We start from the raw sequence: 19,793 nt of genomic DNA on the forward strand, positions 1-19,793 counted from the left end.
ACCGTGTGAATCCGAGGAGGCTCGGAACCGACGATCCCGAGCCTCCCCTTGACAACAGTCTGGTTACACCAGGCTCCTCAGCACGTACTGCAGAATGCCGCCGTTGCGGTAGTAGTCGGCCTCACCGGGGGTGTCGATCCGCACCACCGCGTCGAACTCGACGACCTGCTTGCCCGCGGGCGAGTGCTCGGTGGGCTCGGCGACGACGTGCACGGTCTTCGGCGTGCGGCCCTCGTTGAGCTCCTCCAGCCCGGTGATCGAGAACGACTCGGTGCCGTCCAGCCCCAGCGACTCGGCGTTCTCGCCGGCCGGGAACTGCAGCGGGACCACGCCCATGCCGATCAGGTTCGAGCGGTGGATGCGCTCGAAGCTCTCGGTGATGACCGCGCGGACGCCGAGGAGGCTGGTGCCCTTCGCCGCCCAGTCGCGCGACGAGCCGGAGCCGTACTCCTTGCCGCCGAGCACGACGAGCGGGGTGCCCTGCGCCTGGTAGTTCTGCGATGCGTCGTAGATGAACGACTGCGGGGCGTCGGCCTGAGTGAAGTCACGCGTGTAGCCACCCTCGACGCCGTCGAGCAACTGGTTGCGCAGCCGGATGTTCGCGAACGTGCCGCGGATCATCACCTCGTGGTTGCCGCGGCGCGAGCCGTACGAGTTGAAGTCCTTGCGGTCGATGCCGTGCTCGTTGAGGTACTGGCCGGCCGGGCTGTCCGCCTTGATGGAGCCGGCGGGCGAGATGTGGTCGGTGGTGACCGAGTCGCCCAGCTTCGCCAGCACGCGCGCGCCGGTGATGTCGCTGACCGGGGTGGTCTCCAGCGTCATGCCCTCGAAGTACGGGGGCTTGCGCACGTAGGTCGACTTCTCGTCCCACTCGAAGACCGAGCCGGTCGGGGTCGCCAGCGACTTCCAGCGCTCGTCGCCCTCGAACACCGAGGCGTACTGGTGGACGAACATCCCCTCGTTGATGGAGGAGTCGATCGTCTGCTGGACCTCGGCGGTGTCCGGCCAGATGTCCTTCAGGAAGACGTCGTTGCCGTCGGCGTCGGTGCCCAGCGGGTCGACCTCGAAGTCGAAGTTCATCGAGCCGGCGAGCGCGTAGGCGATGACCAGCGGCGGGCTCGCCAGGTAGTTCATCTTGACGTCGGGGTTGATCCGGCCCTCGAAGTTCCGGTTGCCCGAGAGGACGGCCGTGACGGCGAGGTCGCTGTCGTTGACCGCCTGCGAGATCTCGTCGAGCAGCGGGCCCGAGTTGCCGATGCAGGTGGTGCAGCCGTAGCCGACCGTGTAGAAGCCGAGGGCCTCCAGGTCCTTGGTGAGACCGGCCTTCTCGTAGTAGTCGGTGACGACCTTGGAGCCCGGGGCCAGCGTGGTCTTCACCCACGGCTTGGCCTTGAGGCCCTTCGCGGCCGCGTTGCGGGCCAGGAGGCCGGCGGCCAGCATGACCGACGGGTTCGACGTGTTCGTGCACGAGGTGATCGCGGCGATGGCGACCGCGCCGTGATCGATCACGAAGTCCGTGCCGTCGCCGAGCGTCACCGGGGTCGGGTTGGAGGCCGACTTGGGCGCGTGGCTGTGGTGCGTGTGCACGTGGTGGCTGTGGCCGTCCTCCGGCTGGAGCTCGCCCGGGTCGGACGCCGGGAAGGACTCCGAGATCGTCAGGTCGACCAGGTCGTGCGAGATGTCCGCGTAGTCGGTGAGGTCCTTCTCGAACTGCGTCTTGGCCACGCTCAGCTCGATGCGGTCCTGCGGACGCTTCGGGCCGGCGATGGACGGCACGACCGTCGAGAGGTCGAGCTCGAGGTACTCGGAGAACACCGGCTCGCTGGCCGGGTCGTGCCACAGGCTCTGCGCCTTCGAGTACTGCTCGACCAGGGCGACCTGCTCCTCGCTGCGACCGGTGAGGCGCAGGTAGTCGAGGGTGACGTCGTCGATCGGGAACATCGCGGCCGTGGAGCCGAACTCCGGGCTCATGTTGCCGATGGTGGCGCGGTTCGCTAGCGGGACCTCCGCGACGCCGGCGCCGTAGAACTCCACGAACTTGCCGACCACGCCGTGCTTTCGCAGCATCTGCGTGATGGTGAGCACGACGTCGGTCGCGGTCACGCCGGTCGGGATGGCGCCGGTGAGCTTGAAGCCGACGACCTTGGGGATGAGCATGGACACCGGCTGGCCGAGCATGGCCGCCTCGGCCTCGATGCCGCCGACGCCCCAGCCGAGCACGCCGAGGCCGTTGACCATGGTGGTGTGCGAGTCGGTGCCGACGCAGGTGTCGGGGTACGCCTGGAGCTCGCCGCCGACCTCGCGGGTCATCGTGACGCGGGCCAGGTACTCGATGTTCACCTGGTGGACGATGCCGGTGCCCGGCGGGACGACCTTGAAGTCGTCGAATGCCGTCTGGCCCCAGCGCAGGAACTGGTAGCGCTCGCCGTTGCGCTCGTACTCGATGTCGGTGTTGCGCTCGAGCGCGTCCTCGGTGCCGAAGAGGTCGGCGATGACGGAGTGGTCGATGACCATCTCGGCCGGGGCGAGCGGGTTGATCTTGTCCGGGTCGCCGCCGAGGGAGGACACGGCCTCGCGCATGGTGGCGAGGTCGACGATGCAGGGCACGCCGGTGAAGTCCTGCATGATGACGCGGGCCGGGGTGAACTGGATCTCGGTGTCGGGCTCCGCCTGCGGGTCCCAGCTGCCGAGGGCCGTGATGTGGTCGGCGGTGATGTTGGCGCCGTCCTCGGTGCGCAGCAGGTTCTCCAGCAGCACCTTGAGGCTGAACGGGAGCTTCTGATAGCCGTCGACCGTGTCGATCTTGAAGATCGTGTAGTCCTTCGACCCCACCGTCAGGGTGCTCTTCGCACCGAAAGTGTTTACAGCTGACACTGTGCCTTCTCCTTCGTCGGCAGGCGATGTCCCGCGAGCCTCATCCATCTTGGTCGTGCGTCGACGCGTGTTTCCAGCAAGGCAAGCCTAAGCGGTCGGCTCCTGAAAGTATCTTGACGTCGAGATAAAATCTAGCACGTTCAGACCCGGTCGAACACCAGGCCGCGCCGCCGGGCGAACCGGTAGAACAGCTCGATTCCCGCCGACCCGACGGCGCCCACCGCGATCCCCCAGAGCAGCGCCGTGTCGAGCGTCAGGTGCATCTCGAAGAAGGTCGCCGTGGCCGGGATGACGCACACCAGCACGAACGCCGCCACCACCCCGCCGAGCAGGAACCAGCGCCAGGTCGTGAGGGGCCGGGTGAGCACGCAGAGGATCCATAGCGACACGCAGAACAGCGCGACCGTCGTCACGCTGCGCGCCTCATGCAGCGGGACCGACCGGTGCAGCGGCGCGTACGCCACGACCGCGGTCACCCCCGCGATGACGCCGGTCGGGATGGAGTACCGCAGGATGCGCGAGAGCACCCCCGGCGTGTAGATGCGCTTGTTCGGCGCCAGCGCGAGGAAGAACGACGGGATGCCGATGGCGAGCGTCGAGACCAGCGTCAGCTGGCGCGGCAGGAACGGGAACGGCCACAGCACCACGGCGCTGAACAGCGCGAGCAGGATGCCGTAGACGGTCTTCGCCAGGAAGATGTTCGAGACCCGCTCGACGTTGGCGATGACCCGGCGCCCCGAGGCCAGCACGTCCGGCAGCCGGTCGAACCGGTCGTCGAGCAGCACGAGCCGGGAGACGGCCTTGGTCGCCGCGGTGGCGGTCCCCATCGCGATGCCGAGGTTCGCGTCCTTGATCGCCATGGCGTCGTTGACGCCGTCGCCGGTCATCGCGACCGTCCGGCCCTGGCGCTGCAGCAGTCCGACCGCCGTGCGCTTCTGCTCCGGACTGACCCGGCCGAAGACGCTGGACCGTTCCAGGGCGGCGGCCAGGTCGTCGTCGGTCAGCAGAGTGGAGGCGTCCACGGCCTCCCCCTCCAGATCGAGCGCCCGGGCGATGGCGGCCACCGTCACGGGGTTGTCGCCCGACATCACCACCACCCGCACGGCCTGCTCGCTGAAGTAGCCGAGCGTCTCCGGCGCCTCCGGCCGCAGCGTCTCGCCCAGCACGACGAGCAGCGCGGGCTGCACCCGCACGTCGCCGAGCGGCACGTGTGCGCCGTGCGGGAGCGGGTCGACGGCGCGGGCGAGCGCGAGCGTCCTGCGCCCGCTCGACGCGACGGCCGTCGCCCGGCGCAGCGCCTCCTCGTGCCCGGCGAGCACCCGCTCTGGCGCGCCGAGCACCCACGAGCTCTCCTCGTCCTCCACGCGCATGACCAGTCCGCTGTACTTGGTGGCGGAGCTGAACGGGATGCGCCGCTCGACCCGGAACCGGTCGCTGCGGAACCGCGTCGAGAGGATCCCGGAGGTCGCGTTCCCGGTCTCGTCGGCGCCGAACGCCGCGAGGGCGATCTCGGCGAGCTCGGCGGGGACGTCGCCGATCGGCTCGGTCCCCTCCAGCACCAGCTCCCCGGTGGTGAGCGTGCCGGTCTTGTCCAGGCAGAGCACGTCGACGCGGGCGAGCACCTCCACCGCCGCGAGCTCCTGGACGAGCACCTTGCGCGCGGCGAGCTGGATCGCGGCGACGCCGAACGCGAGACTGGTCAGCAGCACCAGCCCCTCGGGGATCATCCCGACCACGGCCGCGACCGCGTCGAGCAGCGCCCGCCGCCAGCGCGCGTCGGTGAAGAGCGCCTCGAAGCCGCCGTACGCCAGCACGCGGCCGATGATCGTCACCAGGATGATCGGGCCGAGGATCCAGGACAGGTAGACCAGGATGCGGTTGGTCGCGTCGCGCAGCTCCGAGTGGACGAGCGAGTGGCGGCGGATCTCGCTGGTCAGCTTGCTCGCGTACGAGTCGGCGCCCACGGCCGTGACGATCGCGTAGCCGGTCCCGGTGGCGACGTGCGAGCCGGAGAGCAGCTGGGCCCCCTCGTCCTTGAAGACCGGGTCGGACTCCCCCGTCAGCATCGACTCGTCGAGGGAGAGCCCGGTGCTCTCGGCGACGACCGCGTCGGCAGGGATCTGGTCGCCGGGGCGCAGCACGAGCAGGTCGTCGAGCACGACGTCCTCCAGGGCGATCGCGACGACCTCCCCGTCGCGCCTGACCCGGCTCTCCGGCGCCGCGAGCAGCGCCGCCCGGTCGAGCACGCGCTTGGCCCGCAGCTCCTGCACGATGCCGATCAGGGCGTTGACGACGACGACCCCGTAGAAGAAGCCGTCCCGCAGGTCGCCGAGCAGCAGCACGGCGATGAAGCAGCCGGTCAGGATGCCGTTGAACAGCGTGAAGATGTTCTCGCGCAGGATGTCGGCGAGCGAGCGCGACCCCGGCTGACGCTGGAGGTTGGCCCGGCCGTCCGCGTGGCGCTCCGCCACCTGCGCGGCGCTCAGGCCCTCCCTGGTCTGCGCGTCGAGCATCCTGCCCCCTCCTGGACGGTTGTGCGCCTAACCGGCGCTGGTGCCCTGAGGCTTCGGCGACGACGGCTTCTGCGGGAACTGCCCCTTCACCACGAACCAGGTGATCAGCAGCAGCGGCGCGTAGAGCGGGACGCCCATCAGCAGCTTCGTCAGCGCCAGCGCGCTGGTCGCCGCGTCGGTGTGCGCCAGATAAAGGGGTACCTGCACGAGCAGCCGCGCGGCGAAGAGCAGGAACCAGAGGAAGGTCAGCGCCTGCATGACCCGGAACTTCGACTTCACCGAGCGCCAGGCCAGCCCGTCGCCCATCAGGTAGCCCGCCGCGAGGCCGATCAGCGGCCAGCGCACCAGGATCGAGATGAGGAGGGCGGCGGCGTACGCGGCGTTCGTCCAGATGCCGAGGATGAAGTTGTCCTCGCCGCGACCGGTGATGAGCGCGAAGATCGCGGAGAGGCCGACGCCGATCAGGCCGGCGAGGGCCTGCGTGACGGGCGTCTTGCCGACGATCCGGACCACAGTGAATACGACCGCGACGCCGACCGAGACGCCGATCGACAGCGGGACGTTCTGCGTGAACGTGAAGATGACGAGGAACACGAGGCCGGGGACGATCGTCTCCAGCAGGCCGCGCACGCCGCCGAGGGCGGAGAGCAGTGCCGTGCCGGTCGGCGTCTCGCCGTCGACGAGCTGGCCCATTCCCGAGTTGCGTGCCGCCTTCGCCAGGCTCTCGCCGAGCGTGGAGGCGACCTGGTCGCGCTCCTGATCGTCGGGCTGCGCCGGCTCGGGGTCGTGCTGCTGGTCGTGCTGGTCGGTCACGTCGCGTCCACCGCTCACAGCGAGCTGTATCCGCTGTCCCCGGTGCTCGGGGCCGACGGCATGCGCAGCGGGATGAGGTCGCGCGGCGGCATCGGGGTGTTGCCCCGGACGACGACGATGCTGCGGAAGAGGTCCTCGACGAGGGCTGCGGCGTCCGGCTTGACCGCGGCGTCGCCGGCGATCACGCCGCGCAGGAACCAGCGCGGGCCGTCGACGCCGACGAAGCGCGCCACTCGGGTCTCGCCCGGTGCACCCTGCGGCGGTGCCACGGGGATCTCGGCGACCAGCTCTGGGCCGAACACGCCGTCGCGCTCGCTCACGCGGCCGCCCTGGCGCTGCACCTGCTCGGCGATCTGGATGCGGATCTCGTGCCACAGTCCCGTGGAGCGCGGAGCGGCGAACGGCTGCACCTGCAGCGTCGAGTTCGCGTAGTCCAGGCCGACGGCGACGACGCGCTGCGACTCCTCCTCGACCTCTAGACGGAGGTGGAGGCCCTCGCGCGGCAGGATCTTCACACCGCCGAGGTCGACGTAGGGACGGACGGGGTTCGCCTCGCTGTCGTCGAGGGGACCCTCCGTCTCCCGATCCTCCGGCGCGGACTTCTCCGCGTCTTGAGGCTCGGCCTCGCCGGGGGTGTCGATGCTGTCGGTCAAGCGTGCTCTCCTGCCTGGGTGACGGTATAACCGGACGAGCCGAAGCCCGCGCTGCCGCGGTGGCTGTCCGGGAGGGTGTCGACGGGGATGAACCGGGCCTGCGCGACCGGCATGACGATCAGCTGCGCGATCCTGTCGCCGACGGCGATATCGTACGTCATCGACCTGTCCGTGTTCAGGACGGTCACCTTGATCTCGCCGCGGTAGCCCGCGTCCACGGTGCCCGGCGCGTTCACGATGGTGATGCCGTGGCGCATGGCGAGTCCGCTGCGCGGCACGACGAAGCCGAGGTAGCCCTCCGGGAGGGCGATCGAGACGCCGGTGGGCACGGTGTGCCGCTCCCCCGGGGCCAGGCTGACGGCCTCCGCCGCGCACAGGTCGGCGCCCGCGTCACCGGGGTGGGCGTACACGGGGAGGCGCTCGGCGATGATCGGGACGTCCACGGTTTCGGTCACGTGTCGAGGGTAGTGCACGAAGGATGATCGAATAGTCCCATGGACCTCTACCGAGAACGGCTCTGGGCGACCCCCTGGCTCTTCATCTCCACCATCCTCGTCGTGCCCGCCGTGATGCTCGTCTTCGCCCCGATCAACTTCGCCGTCGGCGTCGTGCTGGCGATCGTGTTCTACGCGGCGATCGTGATCGCGCTGCTCGTCTCGGCGCCGGTCATCCGGGTGACGACGGCGGAGCTGACCGCCGGACACGCGAGGATTCCGCTGGAGTTCATCGGCGAGCCGCAGTCGTTCTCCGGCGAGGAGGCCACGATGGAGCGCGGCCAGCGGCTCGACGCGCGCGCATGGCTGCTGATCCGCGGCTGGATCAAGCCGGTCGTGAAGGTGCCCGTGCTGGACGTCGACGATCCGGCGCCCTACTGGCTCATCTCGACAAGAAACCCGGACCAGCTGGTCCGGGTTCTCGATGAGGCCCGACGTCCGCTCTAGCCCCTCCTCAGCAGTGCTGGGAGTGGGGCCGCTCGGCGTCGGAGCGGTGCAGCGCGTCGGTCAGGCGGCGCACTCCATGCAGATCGGCCCGAGCTTGGTCTCGTGGTCGATCTGCGAGCGGTGCTTCACCAGGAAGCAGCTCACACAGGTGAACTCGTCCGCCTGGGGAGGCAGCACCACGACATCGAGGTCGAGGTCCGAGAGGTCGGCACCGGGGAGCTCGTAGCCGCCCGGGTTGTCGGCGTCTTCGACGTCGACGACGCCAGACATCTTGTCCGGAACTCGCTCCTTGAGGGCCTCGATCGACTCGGAGTCGTCCTCGGTCTTCCGCGGTGCGTCGTAATCCGTTGCCATGCCCATCCACTTCTCGTCGTAACGGCCGATTCTCGCAATCGGCGGCCATAGTTTGCATCAATCGCCTGCGAATAGCAAAACCACGCAGGAGCCTCTCAGCGTTTGCTCGGTGTTCAACTTCCGGCACGCCCGGGGTATTCCCCGGAAGTCCCCCGTTCTCGTGGCATTCTGGGCCGGAACGAACGCGAGCTCGGAAGGCATCACAATGCAGGATTTGAAGGTCATCGGGGTCGAGAACGGTGCCATCGTCGCCGTCGGCGACGACGGTGAACGCTTCCGCATCGCCGTCGACGACACGCTTCAGTCGAAGATCCGGCAGGTGCGGCAGCAGGTCTCCGCCGAAGCCCCCAAACTCTCCCCGCGGGAGATCCAGGCGCACATCCGCTCCGGAATGTCCGCCGAGGACGTCGCGGCGGTCACCAACGCGCCGCTGGACTACGTCCAGCGCTTCGAGGGCCCGATCGTCGCCGAGCGCGAGCACGTGGTCGCGAGCGCCCTCAGCGTCCCGGTGCGCACCGCCGCCGAGGTCGACCCGCTGGGCGAGCCCGACACGTTCGGCTCAGTCATCCGCGACCGCCTCGCCTCGCTCGGAGTCTCCGGCGAGCGCTGGGCGAGCTGGAAGGACATCGAGACCGGCTGGATCGTCAAGCTCGAGTTCACCGCCGACGAGATCGACCACGACGCGCGTTGGAGCTACGACCTCCGCAAGCACGCGCTCGCGCCGCTGAACTCGGAGGCGACCACGCTCTCCCAGGCCGGCGAGCTGCGCGGCGGCGCGCTCATCCCGCGGCTGCGCGCCGTCCTCCCGCACGAGGGCGAGCCGGACTCCTCCCGCTTCGACAGCGGAGCGTTCACCTTCCCCACTCCCGGCGTGGACCTGCTCGGCCCCGAGGTCACCCAGCCGCTCGAACCGCTGGAGCCGCACACTCCCGGCCGCGCCAGCAACTCCATCGCGATCTCGGCGATCAAGCGCGCGGACGAGACGCCGCGCGACCTGCACCAGACCGCCGACCTGCTGGAGGCCCTGCGCCGACGCCGGGGCGAGCGCGAGGCCGCAGGCTACGACGAACCCGCCGCGCGGAACGACCACACCGAGCGCACCGAGCGCGGCAGCCGCCACGAGCAGGTCGAGCAGCCCACTCTGCTCGACCCGGTGATGCCGTTCCGCGTGATCGAGGAGTCGATCACCGTGATCGAGGAGTTCGGGCCGCCGCCGGCCGCGCCGGCCTCCGGTGCGCCGACCCCGACGCCGCCGACGCCGCTGTCCTCGACGCAGGAGCAGACCCCGGTCTCCGGCGGCCGCCGTAAGGGCCGCGCCGCGATGCCGAGCTGGGACGAGATCGTCTTCGGCGCGCGCACGGACGACGACCTGGCCTGACGCCGGCTCGCTGCCGCTACTCCGCCGCCCCGAACCGCAGCAGCGGCACCCGCGTCTCCTCGGCCGTGAGCGAGCCGTGCTGGCCGATCATGCTGCGCCCGGTGCGCTGCGGGTCGCGCGAGTCGTAGTAGGCGATCCGCTTGCGGGCGGCGACCAGCACGTCCCCGATCCGCGGCGCCACCTCGGGGACGACGACCGGCCCGAACCAGCCCGCGGCGATCGCCTCGTCGCGCGTCGCGACCCAGGAGCGGCCGCCCTCCACCTCGCGCCAGCGCGCGGCGACATCGTCCGGGCTCGCGTCCGCGCCGGTATAGAGGTGCAGCATCCGCGGCTCCCCCGCCACCTCCGCCACGCCTTCCAGCAGCTCGGGCGCGGTGTCGAAGAGCACATGCCCGCTCTCCGGGATGTCGACGATGCCGTGATCGGCGGTCACCAGGACGCCCTGCCCGGGGCCGAGGGAGGCCGCCAGCGCCGCGATCAGCCCGTCCAGCGTCTCCAGCTCGGCCGTCCAGCGCGGCGACTCCCAGCCGCGCGCGTGGGCGGCCTGGTCGAGCTCGGCGACATACAGATAAGTCAGCGCCGGCCCCGGCGTGCCGAGTACCGCGCGTGCGATGTCGAAGCGGTCGGCCATCGTCTTGCCGCCGATGAACTCAGCCCCACGGAGCACGGCGCGCGTGAAGCCGGATTCGGCGTACGCGGGCACGCCGATCGCCCGGGACGCGACGCCGTCGGCCGCCGCGCGCTCGAACACCGTCTCGGCGCGCTGCCAGGTCGCGGGGTCCATCCGGTCGTCCCAGCCGTTGAGCTGGTTGGTCAGCCTGCCGGCGTCGTCGCGCACCCGGTAGCCGACGAGCCCGTGCTCGCCCGGCGTCGTCCCGGTCGTGAGCGTCGCGAGCGCCGCGGCCGTCGTGGTTGGGAAGCCGGCGTCGATCGTCGTGGTCTTGCCGAGCCGGGAGGCGAGCGTCCTGGCGTGTCCCTCGCGCGCCCGCAGCGCGGCGGCGCCGAGCCCGTCGACCACCACGACGACGGCGTGCTCCAGCGGAGGGAGGCCGAGGTCGTTCCCCTCGCCGCGCAGCGCCCGCAGACAACTCGGCAGAACCGTGGCGAGGCTCGCTCGGGTGGTGAACGCGGCCGGTAGCATGGGGGGCATCCGGGCCAGTCTGTCACAGCTGGACGGACGGGAGCCGTCGAACCCGCGCCTCCTGCCGCCCCACCACCGAATGCACGAATGACACCAGCAGACGATCAGGCCCCAACAACCGAACGCATCGAAGACGTCGACGTCACGACCGAGATGCAGGGCTCGTTCCTGGAGTACGCGTACTCCGTCATCTACTCGCGGGCGCTCCCCGACGCGCGCGACGGCCTGAAGCCCGTGCAGCGGCGCATCCTCTACATGATGACCGAGATGGGCCTGCGCCCCGACCGCGGCCACGTCAAGTCGGCGCGCGTCACCGGCGAGGTGATGGGAAAGCTGCACCCGCACGGCGACAGCGCCATCTACGACGCGCTCGTGCGCATGGCCCAGGACTTCACCCTGCGCGTGCCGCTGGTCGACGGCCACGGCAACTTCGGCTCGCTCGACGACGGCCCGGCCGCCGCCCGCTACACCGAGGCTCGCCTCGCCGCCGCCGCGCTCGCGCTCACGGAGGACCTGGACGAGGACGTCGTCGACTTCGTCCCCAACTACGACAACCAGCTCCTGCAGCCCGACGTGCTGCCCGCCGCGTTCCCGAACCTCCTGGTCAACGGCGCCAGCGGCATCGCGGTCGGCATGGCCACCAACATGGCCCCGCACAACCTGGTGGAGGTCGTGGGCGCCGCCCGCCACCTCCTGGCCAACCCGGAGGCCACCCTCGACGAGCTGATGGACTACGTCCCCGGCCCCGACCTCCCGAGCGGCGGCACCATCGCGGGCCTCGCGGGCGTGCGTGACGCCTACGCGACAGGGCGCGGCAGTTTCAAGATGCGCGCCAAGGTGGGCGTCGAGTCGATCACCGCCCGCAAGAGCGGCCTGGTCGTCACCGAGCTGCCCTACGGGGTCGGCCCGGAGCGCGTGATCGAGAAGATCAAGGACGGCGTCAACGCGAAGAAGCTGAACGGCATCTCCGACGTGACCGACCTCTCCGACCGGCAGCACGGCCTGCGGCTCGTCATCGGCATCAAGACCGGGTTCAGCCCGGAGGCGGTGCTGGAGCAGCTCTACCGGCACACTCCGCTGGAGGAGGGCTTCTCGATCAACAACGTCGCCCTCGTGGCGGGCGGACCGCAGACCCTCGGGCTGCGCGAGCTGCTGCGCGTCTACCTCGACCACCGGATCAGCGTCGTCACCCGGCGCTCGGAGTTCCGGCTCGCGCGTCGCAAGGAGCGGCTGCACCTGGTCGAGGGCCTCCTCATCGCGATCCTCGACATCGACGAGGTCATCCAGGTCATCCGCACCTCCGACGACACCGATCAGGCACGCACGCGGCTGCAGCAGGTGTTCGACCTCAGCACACTGCAGGCCGACTACATCCTCGAGCTGCGGCTGCGCCGGCTGACCCGGTTTTCCCGCATCGAGCTGGAGACCGAGCGCGACCAGCTCCGGGCCGAGATCGCCGAGCTGGAGGAGCTCCTCGGCAGCCGCGCGCGCATCGAGAGCCTGGTGTCCGACGAGCTGGAGCAGGTCGCCGCGAAGTTCGGCACCCCGCGCCGTACGCTGCTCACCGAGGCCAAGCCGTCGATCGCCGGCGCGGGCTCGCGCAGCAAGGCGATGACGGTGCAGCTGGAGGTCGCGGACGTCCCGTGCCGGGTCTACCTGTCGACCACCGGGCGCATCCTCCGCGTCGACGCGGGAGCTGCGGAGGGCGAAGGGCTGGACCGCATCCAGCCGCCGGCGCGCCGCAGCAAGCACGACGCCATCCTGTCGCGGCTCGACACGACGAGCCGCAGCGAGATCGGTGCGGTCACCGACCGCGGGCGGCTCATCCGGTTCTCCCCGGTCGACCTCCCGGCCGCCCCGCTCAACTCCGTGCAGCTGGGCGCCGGCGTGAAGGTGGGCGACTACCTCGCGCTGGCCGACCGCAAGGAGCGGGTGCTGGCGCTGGTCTCCCTGGACGCGCCGCTCGCGATCGCGCTCGGCACCCGGCTGGGCGTGGTCAAGCGGGTGACGCCGGGCGACTGGGCCAACAAGCCCGAGTTCGAGGTCATCTCGCTGAAGCCCGGCGACGCGGTCGTCGGCGCGGTGCAGTCGACAGACGACGCCGAGCTGGTGTTCGTCGCCAGCGACTCCCAGCTGCTGCGGTTCTCCGCCGGGTCGGTGCGCCCGCAGGGCCGCGCGGCCGGCGGCATGGCCGGCATCAACCTGTCCGGCGACGCCCGCGTGGTGTTCTTCGGGGCGGTGGAGGCCGCGGAGCGCGAGGAGGCCGTTGTCGTCACGATCGCGGTCAGCGACCAGACCCTCCCCGGCGCCGACCCCGGCAGCGGCAAGGTGAGCGACTTCGCGGAGTTCCCGGCCAAGGGCCGCGCGACCGGCGGCGTCCGCGCGCAGCGCTTCCTCAAGGGCGAGACCGAGCTCGCGCTCGCCTGGGTGGGCGCCGCGCCCGCGCTGGCCGTGGGCACCGACGGCTCCGCCCGCGTCCTCCCCGAGGGCGGCGCGCGCCGCGACGGCTCCGGCACCCCCCTCGACATGGTCGTCGGCTCCCTCGGCCGCCGCCTGGCCTGACCCCAACGGAGGACATCCGCCTCCGGCCCCGGCGCGCCGGCAGCCAACGGAGGAGATCCGCCCCGCACCGGCCCTGATCTCCTCCGTTGCGTGCGTTTTGGCGGCGTGTCGCTGTGGATGTCCTCCGTTGGGGACGTCAGGCGTCGATGCGGGCGCGGGAGAGGTCGTCGGCTCCGGCGATGATGAACTCCTTGCGCGGGGCGACGTCGTTGCCCATCAGCAGTTCGAAGACGCGGTTGGCCGCCTCCGCGTCCGAGACGCGCACGCGCCGCAGCGTGCGGTGGGCGCGGTCCATCGTCGTTGTCGCGAGCTGGTCCGCGTCCATCTCGCCGAGGCCCTTGTAGCGCTGGATGGGCTCCTGGTACTTCCTGCCGCGCTTCTTGAGGTCGGCGAGCACGGCCTGCAGCTCCGCCTCGGAGTACGTGTAGATCGTCTCGTTCGGCTTCGAGCCCGGGTTGACCGCGACCACCCGGTGCAGCGGAGGCACGGCCGCGAACACCCGGCCCTCCTCGATCATCGGCCGCATGTAGCGGAAGAACAGCGTCAGCAGCAGCGTCCGGATGTGGGCGCCGTCGACATCCGCGTCCGACATGATGATGACCTTGCCGTACCGCGCCGAGCCCAGCTCGAACGAGCGCCCGGAGCCCGCGCCGATCACCTGGATGATGGCCGCGCACTCCGCGTTGGAGAGCATGTCGGAGACCGACGCCTTCTGCACATTCAGGATCTTGCCGCGGATCGGCAGCAGTGCCTGGTACTCGCTGTCGCGCGCACGCCGGGCGGTGCCGAGGGCCGAGTCGCCCTCCACGATGAACAGCTCGCTGTTCGCCACGTCGCTCGACCGGCAGTCCACCAGCTTGGCCGGCAGGGACGACGTCTCCAGGGCGTTCTTGCGCCGCTGCGTCTCCTTGTGGGCGCGGGCCGAGATCCGGGACTTCATCTCGGCGACGACCTTGTCCAGCACGAGCGCCGACTGCGCCTTGTCGTCGCGCTTGGTCGACGCGAAGCGCTCGGCGAGGGTCTTCTGGATGACGTTGGCGACGATCGTGCGCACGGCCGGCGTGCCGAGGACCTCCTTGGTCTGGCCCTCGAACTGCGGCTCGGGGAGGCGCACGGTCAGCACCGCCGTGAGCCCGGCCATCACGTCATCCTTCTCCAGCTTGTCCGTGCCCGCCTTGAGCCGGCGCGCGTTGAGCTCCACCTGCTGACGCAGGAACTTGAGGAGTCCCTGGTCGAAGCCGGTCTGGTGGCTGCCGCCCTTCGGGGTCGCGATGATGTTGACGAACGAGCGCATCACGGTGTCGTAGCCGGTCCCCCAGCGCAGCGCGATGTCGACCTGGCACTCGCGCCTGAGCTCGGTCGGCACCATCGCGCCGCCGTCGGAGAGCACCGGCACCGTCTCGGTGAAGTGGCCCTCTCCGGTCAGTCGCCAGGTCTCGGTGATCGGGCTGTCGGGAGCCAGGAAGTCCGCGAACTCGGAGATGCCGCCGCTGTAGCTGAAGGTGGTCCGCTCGCCGTCGGCCGAGCGCTGGTCGTCGATCGTGATGGCGAGGCCGGGAACGAGGAACGCCGTCTGCCTGGCCCGCCCGACGAGGTCGTCCACCGAGAACTCGGCACCGGACGTGAACACCTGCCGGTCAGCCCAGTAGCGGATGCGCGTGCCGGTCCTGCCCTTGGCGACCTTGCCGGCGACCCGCAGCTCGCTGCCGCTGACGAAGGGCGAGAACGTCGCGTCAGGGCTCGGCGCGGCCTTCCCGTCGTCGAACACGCCGGGCTCGCCGCGGTGGAAGGACATCGCCCAGGTCTTGCCGTCGCGGTCGACCTCGACGTCGAGCCGCTCCGAGAGCGCGTTGACGACCGACGCGCCGACGCCGTGGAGGCCGCCCGACGCCGCGTAGGAGCCGCTGCCGAACTTGCCGCCCGCGTGCAGCTTGGTGAAGACGACCTCCACCCCGGTCAGGCCGGTCTTGGGCTCGACATCGACCGGGATGCCGCGTGCCGTGTCGCGCACCTCGACGCTGTCGTCCGCGTGCAGGATGACCTCGATCGCCGTGCCGTGCCCGGCGAGGGCCTCGTCCACGGAGTTGTCGATGATCTCCCACAGGCAGTGCATGAGTCCGCGGGAGTCGGTGGAGCCGATGTACATGCCTGGGCGTTTGCGGACGGCCTCCAGGCCCTCCAGCACCGAGAGGTGCCTCGCCGAATAGTCCGAGCTCGCCACGAGCGCTCCTTGTGTTCCGTGCGGTGGTTCCGGGTGCCGGCGCGCGATCCGCATGCCGTGCATCCTCCAGGTTACGTGCTGCCCGAGGTGATCCCCGTCCCGACACCCATGGGCCCCGAGGCTACGCGTTGAGCGAAATAGCAGCCGATACGCGCCTCGTCACAGGAATTACGTGGTTCTATAGACGTACCGAGTTCACCGGTTGCGACGGAAAGGAGCATCACATGTCTACTATCACCTCGGAGAACGGTGCGGTTGACGAGCTCGAGTCGGGGCCGCAACTGACGGCCGCGGATCGCTGCGACAGCTGTGGCGCTCAGGCGTACATCCGCGTCGTCGTCAACAACGGCGAACTCCTCTTCTGCGCCCACCACGGCAAGAAGCACCAGGAGAAGCTCTCGCAGATCGCGCACAGCTGGCACGACGAGACCGCTCGTCTCTTCGAAGAGCAGCGCGCCTAGGCTCCGCGACTCACGCGAAGCGGCTGATCGAGCGATGGCAGGGGCCACCGGCGTGCGCAGACGCGCATTCGTCGACCTCGACATCATCCGCTCGAACGCCACCACCGCGGCCACCGCGCCGCTCCCCGACTGCACCGCCGATCTCCGCGCGGACGCGTACGGGCACGGGCTCATCCCCGTCGCCCGGGCGCTGACCGACGCGGAGGTCGGCGGTTTTCTCGTCTCCCGGGTGGAGGATGCCGCGGCGATCGCCGACGAGGGCATCCCGCTGCCCGTCACCGTCGGCTTCCCGGCCGGTCGGCACGCGAGCGGCCCCGCCCACCTGCTCGGCCCCGAGCTGCTGGGCCTGACCGATGCCGCAGGCGTCACCCCCGCGCTGCGCCTGACCGGCGAGATCATCGCGGTCAAGCGCGTCGGCGCCGACCGCGGCGTCTCCTACGGCTACACCTACCGCACCGCCCGCCCCAGCACGCTCGTGCTGGTCGCGCTCGGCTATGCCGACGGCATCCTGCGCGTCGCCTCCAACAAGGCGCCCGTGCTGGTCGGGGAGACCACCGGCCGGATCACCGGCCGCATCGCGATGGACCAGTTCGTCGTGGACATCGGCGACGCCGAGGCTCGGCCCGGCGACCCGGTGGTGCTGTTCGGCGACCCGTCGCGCGGCGAGCCGTCCGTGCTCGACTGGGAGGCCGCGCTCCGCGTCGCCGCACCGGTCATCACGAGCCGGCTGGGCCGCCGCATCGAGCGGTCGTACGGGCACCGGACGGACAGGAGCGCACCGTGACCATCGTGGACGCGATCGCGGAGCCGCTTCCCCGCGCAGTCATCGACCTCGGCGCGCTGCGGAGGAACGTTGCGCACCTCACCCGGCTGATCGCGCCGGCCGAGACCATGCTCGCGGTCAAGGCGGACGCCTACGGGCACGGCCTGCTGCCGATCGCCGAGGCCGGGCTCGAGGCGGGCGCCACCTCTCTCGCCGTGCTGGAGGCCTCCGCCGGTCTCGTCCTGCGCAGCGCCGGGATCACCGTCCCCGTGCTGGCCTGGCTGCACGGCGACGACACCGACTGGCGCGCGGCCATCGAGGCCGAGATCGAACTCGGCATCTCGGCGCTCTGGCAACTGGAGGCCATCGCGGCCGCCGGCGCCGACCGGCCCGCCATCGTCCACCTCAAAGTGGACACCGGGCTCAGCCGCAACGGCGCCACGCGCGAGCAGTGGCCGCAGCTCATCGACGCCGCGCTGGAACTCGAGCGAGCGGGAGTCGTGCGGATCCGCGCCGCCTGGTCACACCTGGCCGACGCCTCCATCGCCGACGACGAAGCCGCGCTCGCGGAGTTCCGCGATGCGGTCGCCGAGGCCGAGGAGCGCGGGGCCCGGTTCGAGATCCTGCACCTCGCGGCGAGCTCGGCCGGCATCCGGATGCCGGAGGCCCGCTTCGACCTGGTCCGGTTCGGCATCGCCGCCTACGGCTACTCGCCGTTCGACGACCGCACAGGAACCGAGCTCGGGCTGGAGGCCGTCATGCGGCTGGAGGCGCCCGTCGTGGAGGTGCACGTCGGCGGCACGACGCGCGCCCGCCTCGGGATCGGCTACGGCGACGGCGTCCCGGTGCTCGGCATCGCGAAGACCTCCGTTCTCCTCGCCGGGCAGCGCTGCCCTGTGCTCGAGGTGGACGTCGACACGATGATCGTCGACACCGGTGCGGCCCGCGTCGCCGTCGGCGACACCGCGGTCCTGTTCGGTTCCGGCCTCGACGGCTCGGTCACCGCCGAGAAGTACGCGGACTGGGCCAAGACCATCGCCGACGAGATGATCACCGGCGTGGCGACCCGCGTCCCCCGCGTCTACGTGGGCTGAGCGCCCGCGCGAACGGACTCGGTCAGAGCGCGACGCCGAGGCGCGCGGCGATGGCGCGGCGTGCGTTCGCGGCGTAGCGGTCGACGCGCTCGGTCTGCGGCACCGGCGGCAGCTCGCCGCGCAGCGCGCTCTGCAGCATCCGGTCGGCCAGCACCGGGTTCATCGGGAGGACCGGGCCGTGCAGGTGGGTGCCGATCGCGTTCCCGAGCAGGACGCCCTCCGTCTGGTCGCCGTTGCCGAAACCGCTCACGACGTCGCCGAGCGGTGCCGCGCCTGACGCGTCGGCGGTGAGCGTCGTCGTGGCCGAATGGTTCTCGAACCCGGCGAGCGCGACCCCGTCGCGCATCCGGACGACGACCTCGGCGACGTGCCGACGCGGGCCCAGCACCGCGCGGGTCGGGAAGACGCCGGCGCCGGCAAAGATCTCGCCGTCCGGGGTCTCGATCTCCTCGCCGAGGAGCTGCCAGCCGCCCGCGATCGCGAGGATCGGCACGCCGGCGTCGCGCCACTGGCGCAGCAGCGGCGCGATCCGCGCCACGTCGCCCGCCACGGCGCGCTGCGACGACAGCGGACCGGAGCCGATGTGCACGAGGTCGGCGCTGGCCGGGAGCTCGGCGCCCGGCCGGTGCTCCACGACGTCGACGTCCACCCCGCGCCAGCGCGCGCGCTCGGCCAGGGCGAGCACGTTGCCGCCGTCGCCGTTGATCCCGAGCTCTTTCGGGTAGAGGTGCAGGATGCGGAGGACGGTCACTTGTCGCCGCCTTCGAGGTCGAGGAAGCCGAGCTGCTTGCGGATCGCCATCATCTGCTCGTAGTTGACGATCATCGTCTTGGTGCCGCGCGACGGCTTGGGGAGTGCGAGGAACGCCTGCAGCGCGGGCTTGAGCTCCGGCATCACCTGGTCGACCTCGATGCCCGCGTAGGCGAACCGGGTCGCGAACTGCCACGCCTTCGTGCCGGACACGATGTCGACGTGCTCGAGCTTGGAGAGGTCGGTGTCGTACACCCAGGACGGGTCGGGGGTGCCCTCGTCGACCGCGACGAAGACCTGCTCCGGGGTGTGGCTCAGGTAGTCGAGGTTCAGCTGGAGGCTCGGCGGGTTCTTCATCATGATGATCTCGATGTCCTCGTCGCCGACCCGCAGGGTCTCGCCGCGGCCGTAGACCGTGCGCAGCGAGCTCATCGCGGCGACCACCGCCTCGGGCGTGAAACGCTCGCCGAGAACGCGGCGGGCCATCGCGGTCGCGCCGGCGGCGTCCACCGCGTAATGCAGGCCGCGCGCGGGCAGACCGATCCGGATGGACTCGCCGCCCATCGTGAGCTGCGCGCTCTGCGTCTCGAGCTTGCTCACGAACACCGCGGGCACGGGGAGGGCGCCCGCTGCGACTCCGGACAGGTCCGCCACGTTGGCGAGCCCGTTCGGCGACGACTCGATGATGGCGGGGGCCACAGCGAACGTCGTCACGTCGCGCCCGTAGGCGGCGAGCTCCGCGCCGACGCGGGCCAGGCTCTCGTCGTCGGCGTTCACCACGACGAACTCGCTGGACCGCTCGGCGATGGTGCGCAGCATCCCGATCACCCTGGTCGGCTCGAAGAACCGGTTGAGCTGGTCGATCTGCACGTTGAGCAGCAGGGAGCCGCGCGGCTTCAGGACGGTCGCGAGGTCGACACCGTACGCCTCGTCCACCTCGATCACCCCGACGTCGCCGCGCACGTAGCCGTCCAGCGGCACGTCGGCTAGCAGAGCGGAGGCGATGCCCTGCGGCAGGTTGCCGCCGGACGGGTTGGTGAAGACGTTCAGCCCGTGCTCGCGCAGGATCGCCGTGAGCATGTTCGTGGTGGTCGACTTGCCGTTCGACCCGGAGACGAACACGACGCCGAGCGGGAGGCGGCTGACCGCGCGCTCCAGGAACTTCGGCGCGATAGCGAGCGCGACCCGTCCCGGCACCGCGGAGCCGCCTCCCCGCAGGCGCAGCAGCCAGCGGGCGAGGCGGCCGGCGATGACCGCCAGTCGATAGCGCACCGT

Annotated in this window: 16 protein-coding genes; 6 read left to right on the plus strand and 10 right to left on the minus strand. The window is 70.8% G+C overall.

Features of this window, described 5'->3' with window-relative positions:
* Nucleotides 1-63 precede the first annotated feature (63 nt).
* From acnA to dut, 5 genes are all read right to left on the minus strand, one after another.
* Entirely contained in the window at nucleotides 64-2,874 is a 2,811-nt protein-coding gene (acnA, locus tag AC3A3H_RS15555; RefSeq protein WP_487615440.1) for an aconitate hydratase AcnA, read from the minus strand.
* Between the two features lie 140 nt (nucleotides 2,875-3,014).
* The gene (locus AC3A3H_RS15560; RefSeq protein ID WP_487615441.1) at nucleotides 3,015-5,387 is read right to left on the minus strand and encodes an HAD-IC family P-type ATPase; all 2,373 of its coding nucleotides are present in this window, start codon (nucleotides 5,385-5,387) and stop codon (nucleotides 3,015-3,017) included.
* A gap of 27 nt (nucleotides 5,388-5,414) precedes the next feature.
* Nucleotides 5,415-6,218, minus strand: a complete 804-nt coding sequence (locus AC3A3H_RS15565; RefSeq protein ID WP_487615442.1) for a DUF3159 domain-containing protein — start codon at nucleotides 6,216-6,218, stop codon at nucleotides 5,415-5,417.
* Nucleotides 6,215-6,853 (minus strand): DUF3710 domain-containing protein, encoded by a 639-nt coding sequence (locus AC3A3H_RS15570; RefSeq protein ID WP_487615443.1) that lies wholly within the window; start codon nucleotides 6,851-6,853, stop codon nucleotides 6,215-6,217. The genes AC3A3H_RS15565 and AC3A3H_RS15570 overlap by 4 nt, the downstream gene beginning before the upstream one ends.
* Nucleotides 6,850-7,308 carry a dUTP diphosphatase gene (gene dut, locus AC3A3H_RS15575; RefSeq protein ID WP_487615444.1) on the minus strand — a complete coding sequence of 153 codons (459 nt, stop codon included), beginning with the start codon at nucleotides 7,306-7,308 and terminating at the stop codon, nucleotides 6,850-6,852. Before dut ends, AC3A3H_RS15570 begins: the two co-directional genes overlap by 4 nt.
* 39 nt (nucleotides 7,309-7,347) lie before the next feature.
* Between dut and AC3A3H_RS15580 the strand changes: the two genes are divergently transcribed.
* Nucleotides 7,348-7,794: a DUF3093 domain-containing protein gene (locus AC3A3H_RS15580; protein WP_487615445.1), complete on the plus strand. Its 447-nt coding sequence runs from the start codon at nucleotides 7,348-7,350 to the stop codon at nucleotides 7,792-7,794.
* Nucleotides 7,795-7,854: 60 nt separating this feature from the next.
* On the opposite strand, the gene AC3A3H_RS15585 is transcribed toward AC3A3H_RS15580, so the two are convergent.
* Complete coding sequence (locus AC3A3H_RS15585) at nucleotides 7,855-8,148, minus strand: DUF4193 domain-containing protein (protein WP_179605681.1); 294 nt, start codon at nucleotides 8,146-8,148, stop codon at nucleotides 7,855-7,857.
* 205 nt (nucleotides 8,149-8,353) lie between these two features.
* Between AC3A3H_RS15585 and sepH the strand changes: the two genes are divergently transcribed.
* Nucleotides 8,354-9,526, plus strand: a complete 1,173-nt coding sequence (gene sepH / locus AC3A3H_RS15590) for a septation protein SepH (protein WP_487615446.1) — start codon at nucleotides 8,354-8,356, stop codon at nucleotides 9,524-9,526.
* A gap of 16 nt (nucleotides 9,527-9,542) precedes the next feature.
* On the opposite strand, the gene AC3A3H_RS15595 is transcribed toward sepH, so the two are convergent.
* Nucleotides 9,543-10,667: an alkaline phosphatase family protein gene (locus tag AC3A3H_RS15595; RefSeq protein WP_487615477.1), complete on the minus strand. Its 1,125-nt coding sequence runs from the start codon at nucleotides 10,665-10,667 to the stop codon at nucleotides 9,543-9,545.
* A gap of 87 nt (nucleotides 10,668-10,754) precedes the next feature.
* On the opposite strand from AC3A3H_RS15595, the gene AC3A3H_RS15600 reads away from it, so the two are divergent.
* On the plus strand, nucleotides 10,755-13,229 hold the full coding sequence (locus AC3A3H_RS15600) for a DNA gyrase/topoisomerase IV subunit A (RefSeq protein ID WP_487615447.1): 2,475 nt from the start codon (nucleotides 10,755-10,757) through the stop codon (nucleotides 13,227-13,229).
* A gap of 136 nt (nucleotides 13,230-13,365) precedes the next feature.
* On the opposite strand, the gene AC3A3H_RS15605 is transcribed toward AC3A3H_RS15600, so the two are convergent.
* On the minus strand, nucleotides 13,366-15,450 hold the full coding sequence (locus AC3A3H_RS15605) for a DNA gyrase/topoisomerase IV subunit B (RefSeq protein ID WP_487615448.1): 2,085 nt from the start codon (nucleotides 15,448-15,450) through the stop codon (nucleotides 13,366-13,368).
* A 224-nt stretch (nucleotides 15,451-15,674) separates the two neighbouring features.
* On the opposite strand from AC3A3H_RS15605, the gene AC3A3H_RS15610 reads away from it, so the two are divergent.
* From AC3A3H_RS15610 to AC3A3H_RS15620, 3 genes are read left to right on the plus strand one after another with little or no spacing between them, the layout of a single operon-like run.
* The gene (locus tag AC3A3H_RS15610; protein ID WP_055915732.1) at nucleotides 15,675-15,911 is read left to right on the plus strand and encodes a DUF7455 domain-containing protein; all 237 of its coding nucleotides are present in this window, start codon (nucleotides 15,675-15,677) and stop codon (nucleotides 15,909-15,911) included.
* A 34-nt stretch (nucleotides 15,912-15,945) separates the two neighbouring features.
* On the plus strand, nucleotides 15,946-16,695 hold the full coding sequence (locus AC3A3H_RS15615; RefSeq protein ID WP_487615449.1) for an alanine racemase: 750 nt from the start codon (nucleotides 15,946-15,948) through the stop codon (nucleotides 16,693-16,695).
* Nucleotides 16,692-17,768: an alanine racemase gene (locus AC3A3H_RS15620; RefSeq protein ID WP_487615450.1), complete on the plus strand. Its 1,077-nt coding sequence runs from the start codon at nucleotides 16,692-16,694 to the stop codon at nucleotides 17,766-17,768. Before AC3A3H_RS15615 ends, AC3A3H_RS15620 begins: the two co-directional genes overlap by 4 nt.
* A gap of 22 nt (nucleotides 17,769-17,790) precedes the next feature.
* On the opposite strand, the gene AC3A3H_RS15625 is transcribed toward AC3A3H_RS15620, so the two are convergent.
* Nucleotides 17,791-18,519 (minus strand): type 1 glutamine amidotransferase, encoded by a 729-nt coding sequence (locus tag AC3A3H_RS15625; RefSeq protein ID WP_487615451.1) that lies wholly within the window; start codon nucleotides 18,517-18,519, stop codon nucleotides 17,791-17,793.
* Nucleotides 18,516-19,790 (minus strand): MurT ligase domain-containing protein, encoded by a 1,275-nt coding sequence (locus AC3A3H_RS15630; RefSeq protein WP_487615452.1) that lies wholly within the window; start codon nucleotides 19,788-19,790, stop codon nucleotides 18,516-18,518. Before AC3A3H_RS15630 ends, AC3A3H_RS15625 begins: the two co-directional genes overlap by 4 nt.
* Nucleotides 19,791-19,793 lie beyond the last annotated feature (3 nt).

Source organism: Leifsonia sp. Soil_N53, assembly GCF_057655165.1.

Excerpts from the sequence above, each read along its gene's own strand:
- AC3A3H_RS15615 (WP_487615449.1), top strand. The coding sequence starts at position 15,946 with ATGGCAGGGGCCACCGGCGTGCGCAGACGCGCATTCGTCGACCTCGAC.
- AC3A3H_RS15595 (WP_487615477.1), bottom strand. The coding sequence starts at position 10,667 with ATGCTACCGGCCGCGTTCACCACCCGAGCGAGCCTCGCCACGGTTCTG.
- AC3A3H_RS15580 (WP_487615445.1), top strand. The coding sequence starts at position 7,348 with ATGGACCTCTACCGAGAACGGCTCTGGGCGACCCCCTGGCTCTTCATC.
- AC3A3H_RS15610 (WP_055915732.1), top strand. The coding sequence starts at position 15,675 with ATGTCTACTATCACCTCGGAGAACGGTGCGGTTGACGAGCTCGAGTCG.
- AC3A3H_RS15560 (WP_487615441.1), bottom strand. The coding sequence starts at position 5,387 with ATGCTCGACGCGCAGACCAGGGAGGGCCTGAGCGCCGCGCAGGTGGCG.
- AC3A3H_RS15585 (WP_179605681.1), bottom strand. The coding sequence starts at position 8,148 with ATGGCAACGGATTACGACGCACCGCGGAAGACCGAGGACGACTCCGAG.
- AC3A3H_RS15600 (WP_487615447.1), top strand. The coding sequence starts at position 10,755 with ATGACACCAGCAGACGATCAGGCCCCAACAACCGAACGCATCGAAGAC.
- sepH (WP_487615446.1), top strand. The coding sequence starts at position 8,354 with ATGCAGGATTTGAAGGTCATCGGGGTCGAGAACGGTGCCATCGTCGCC.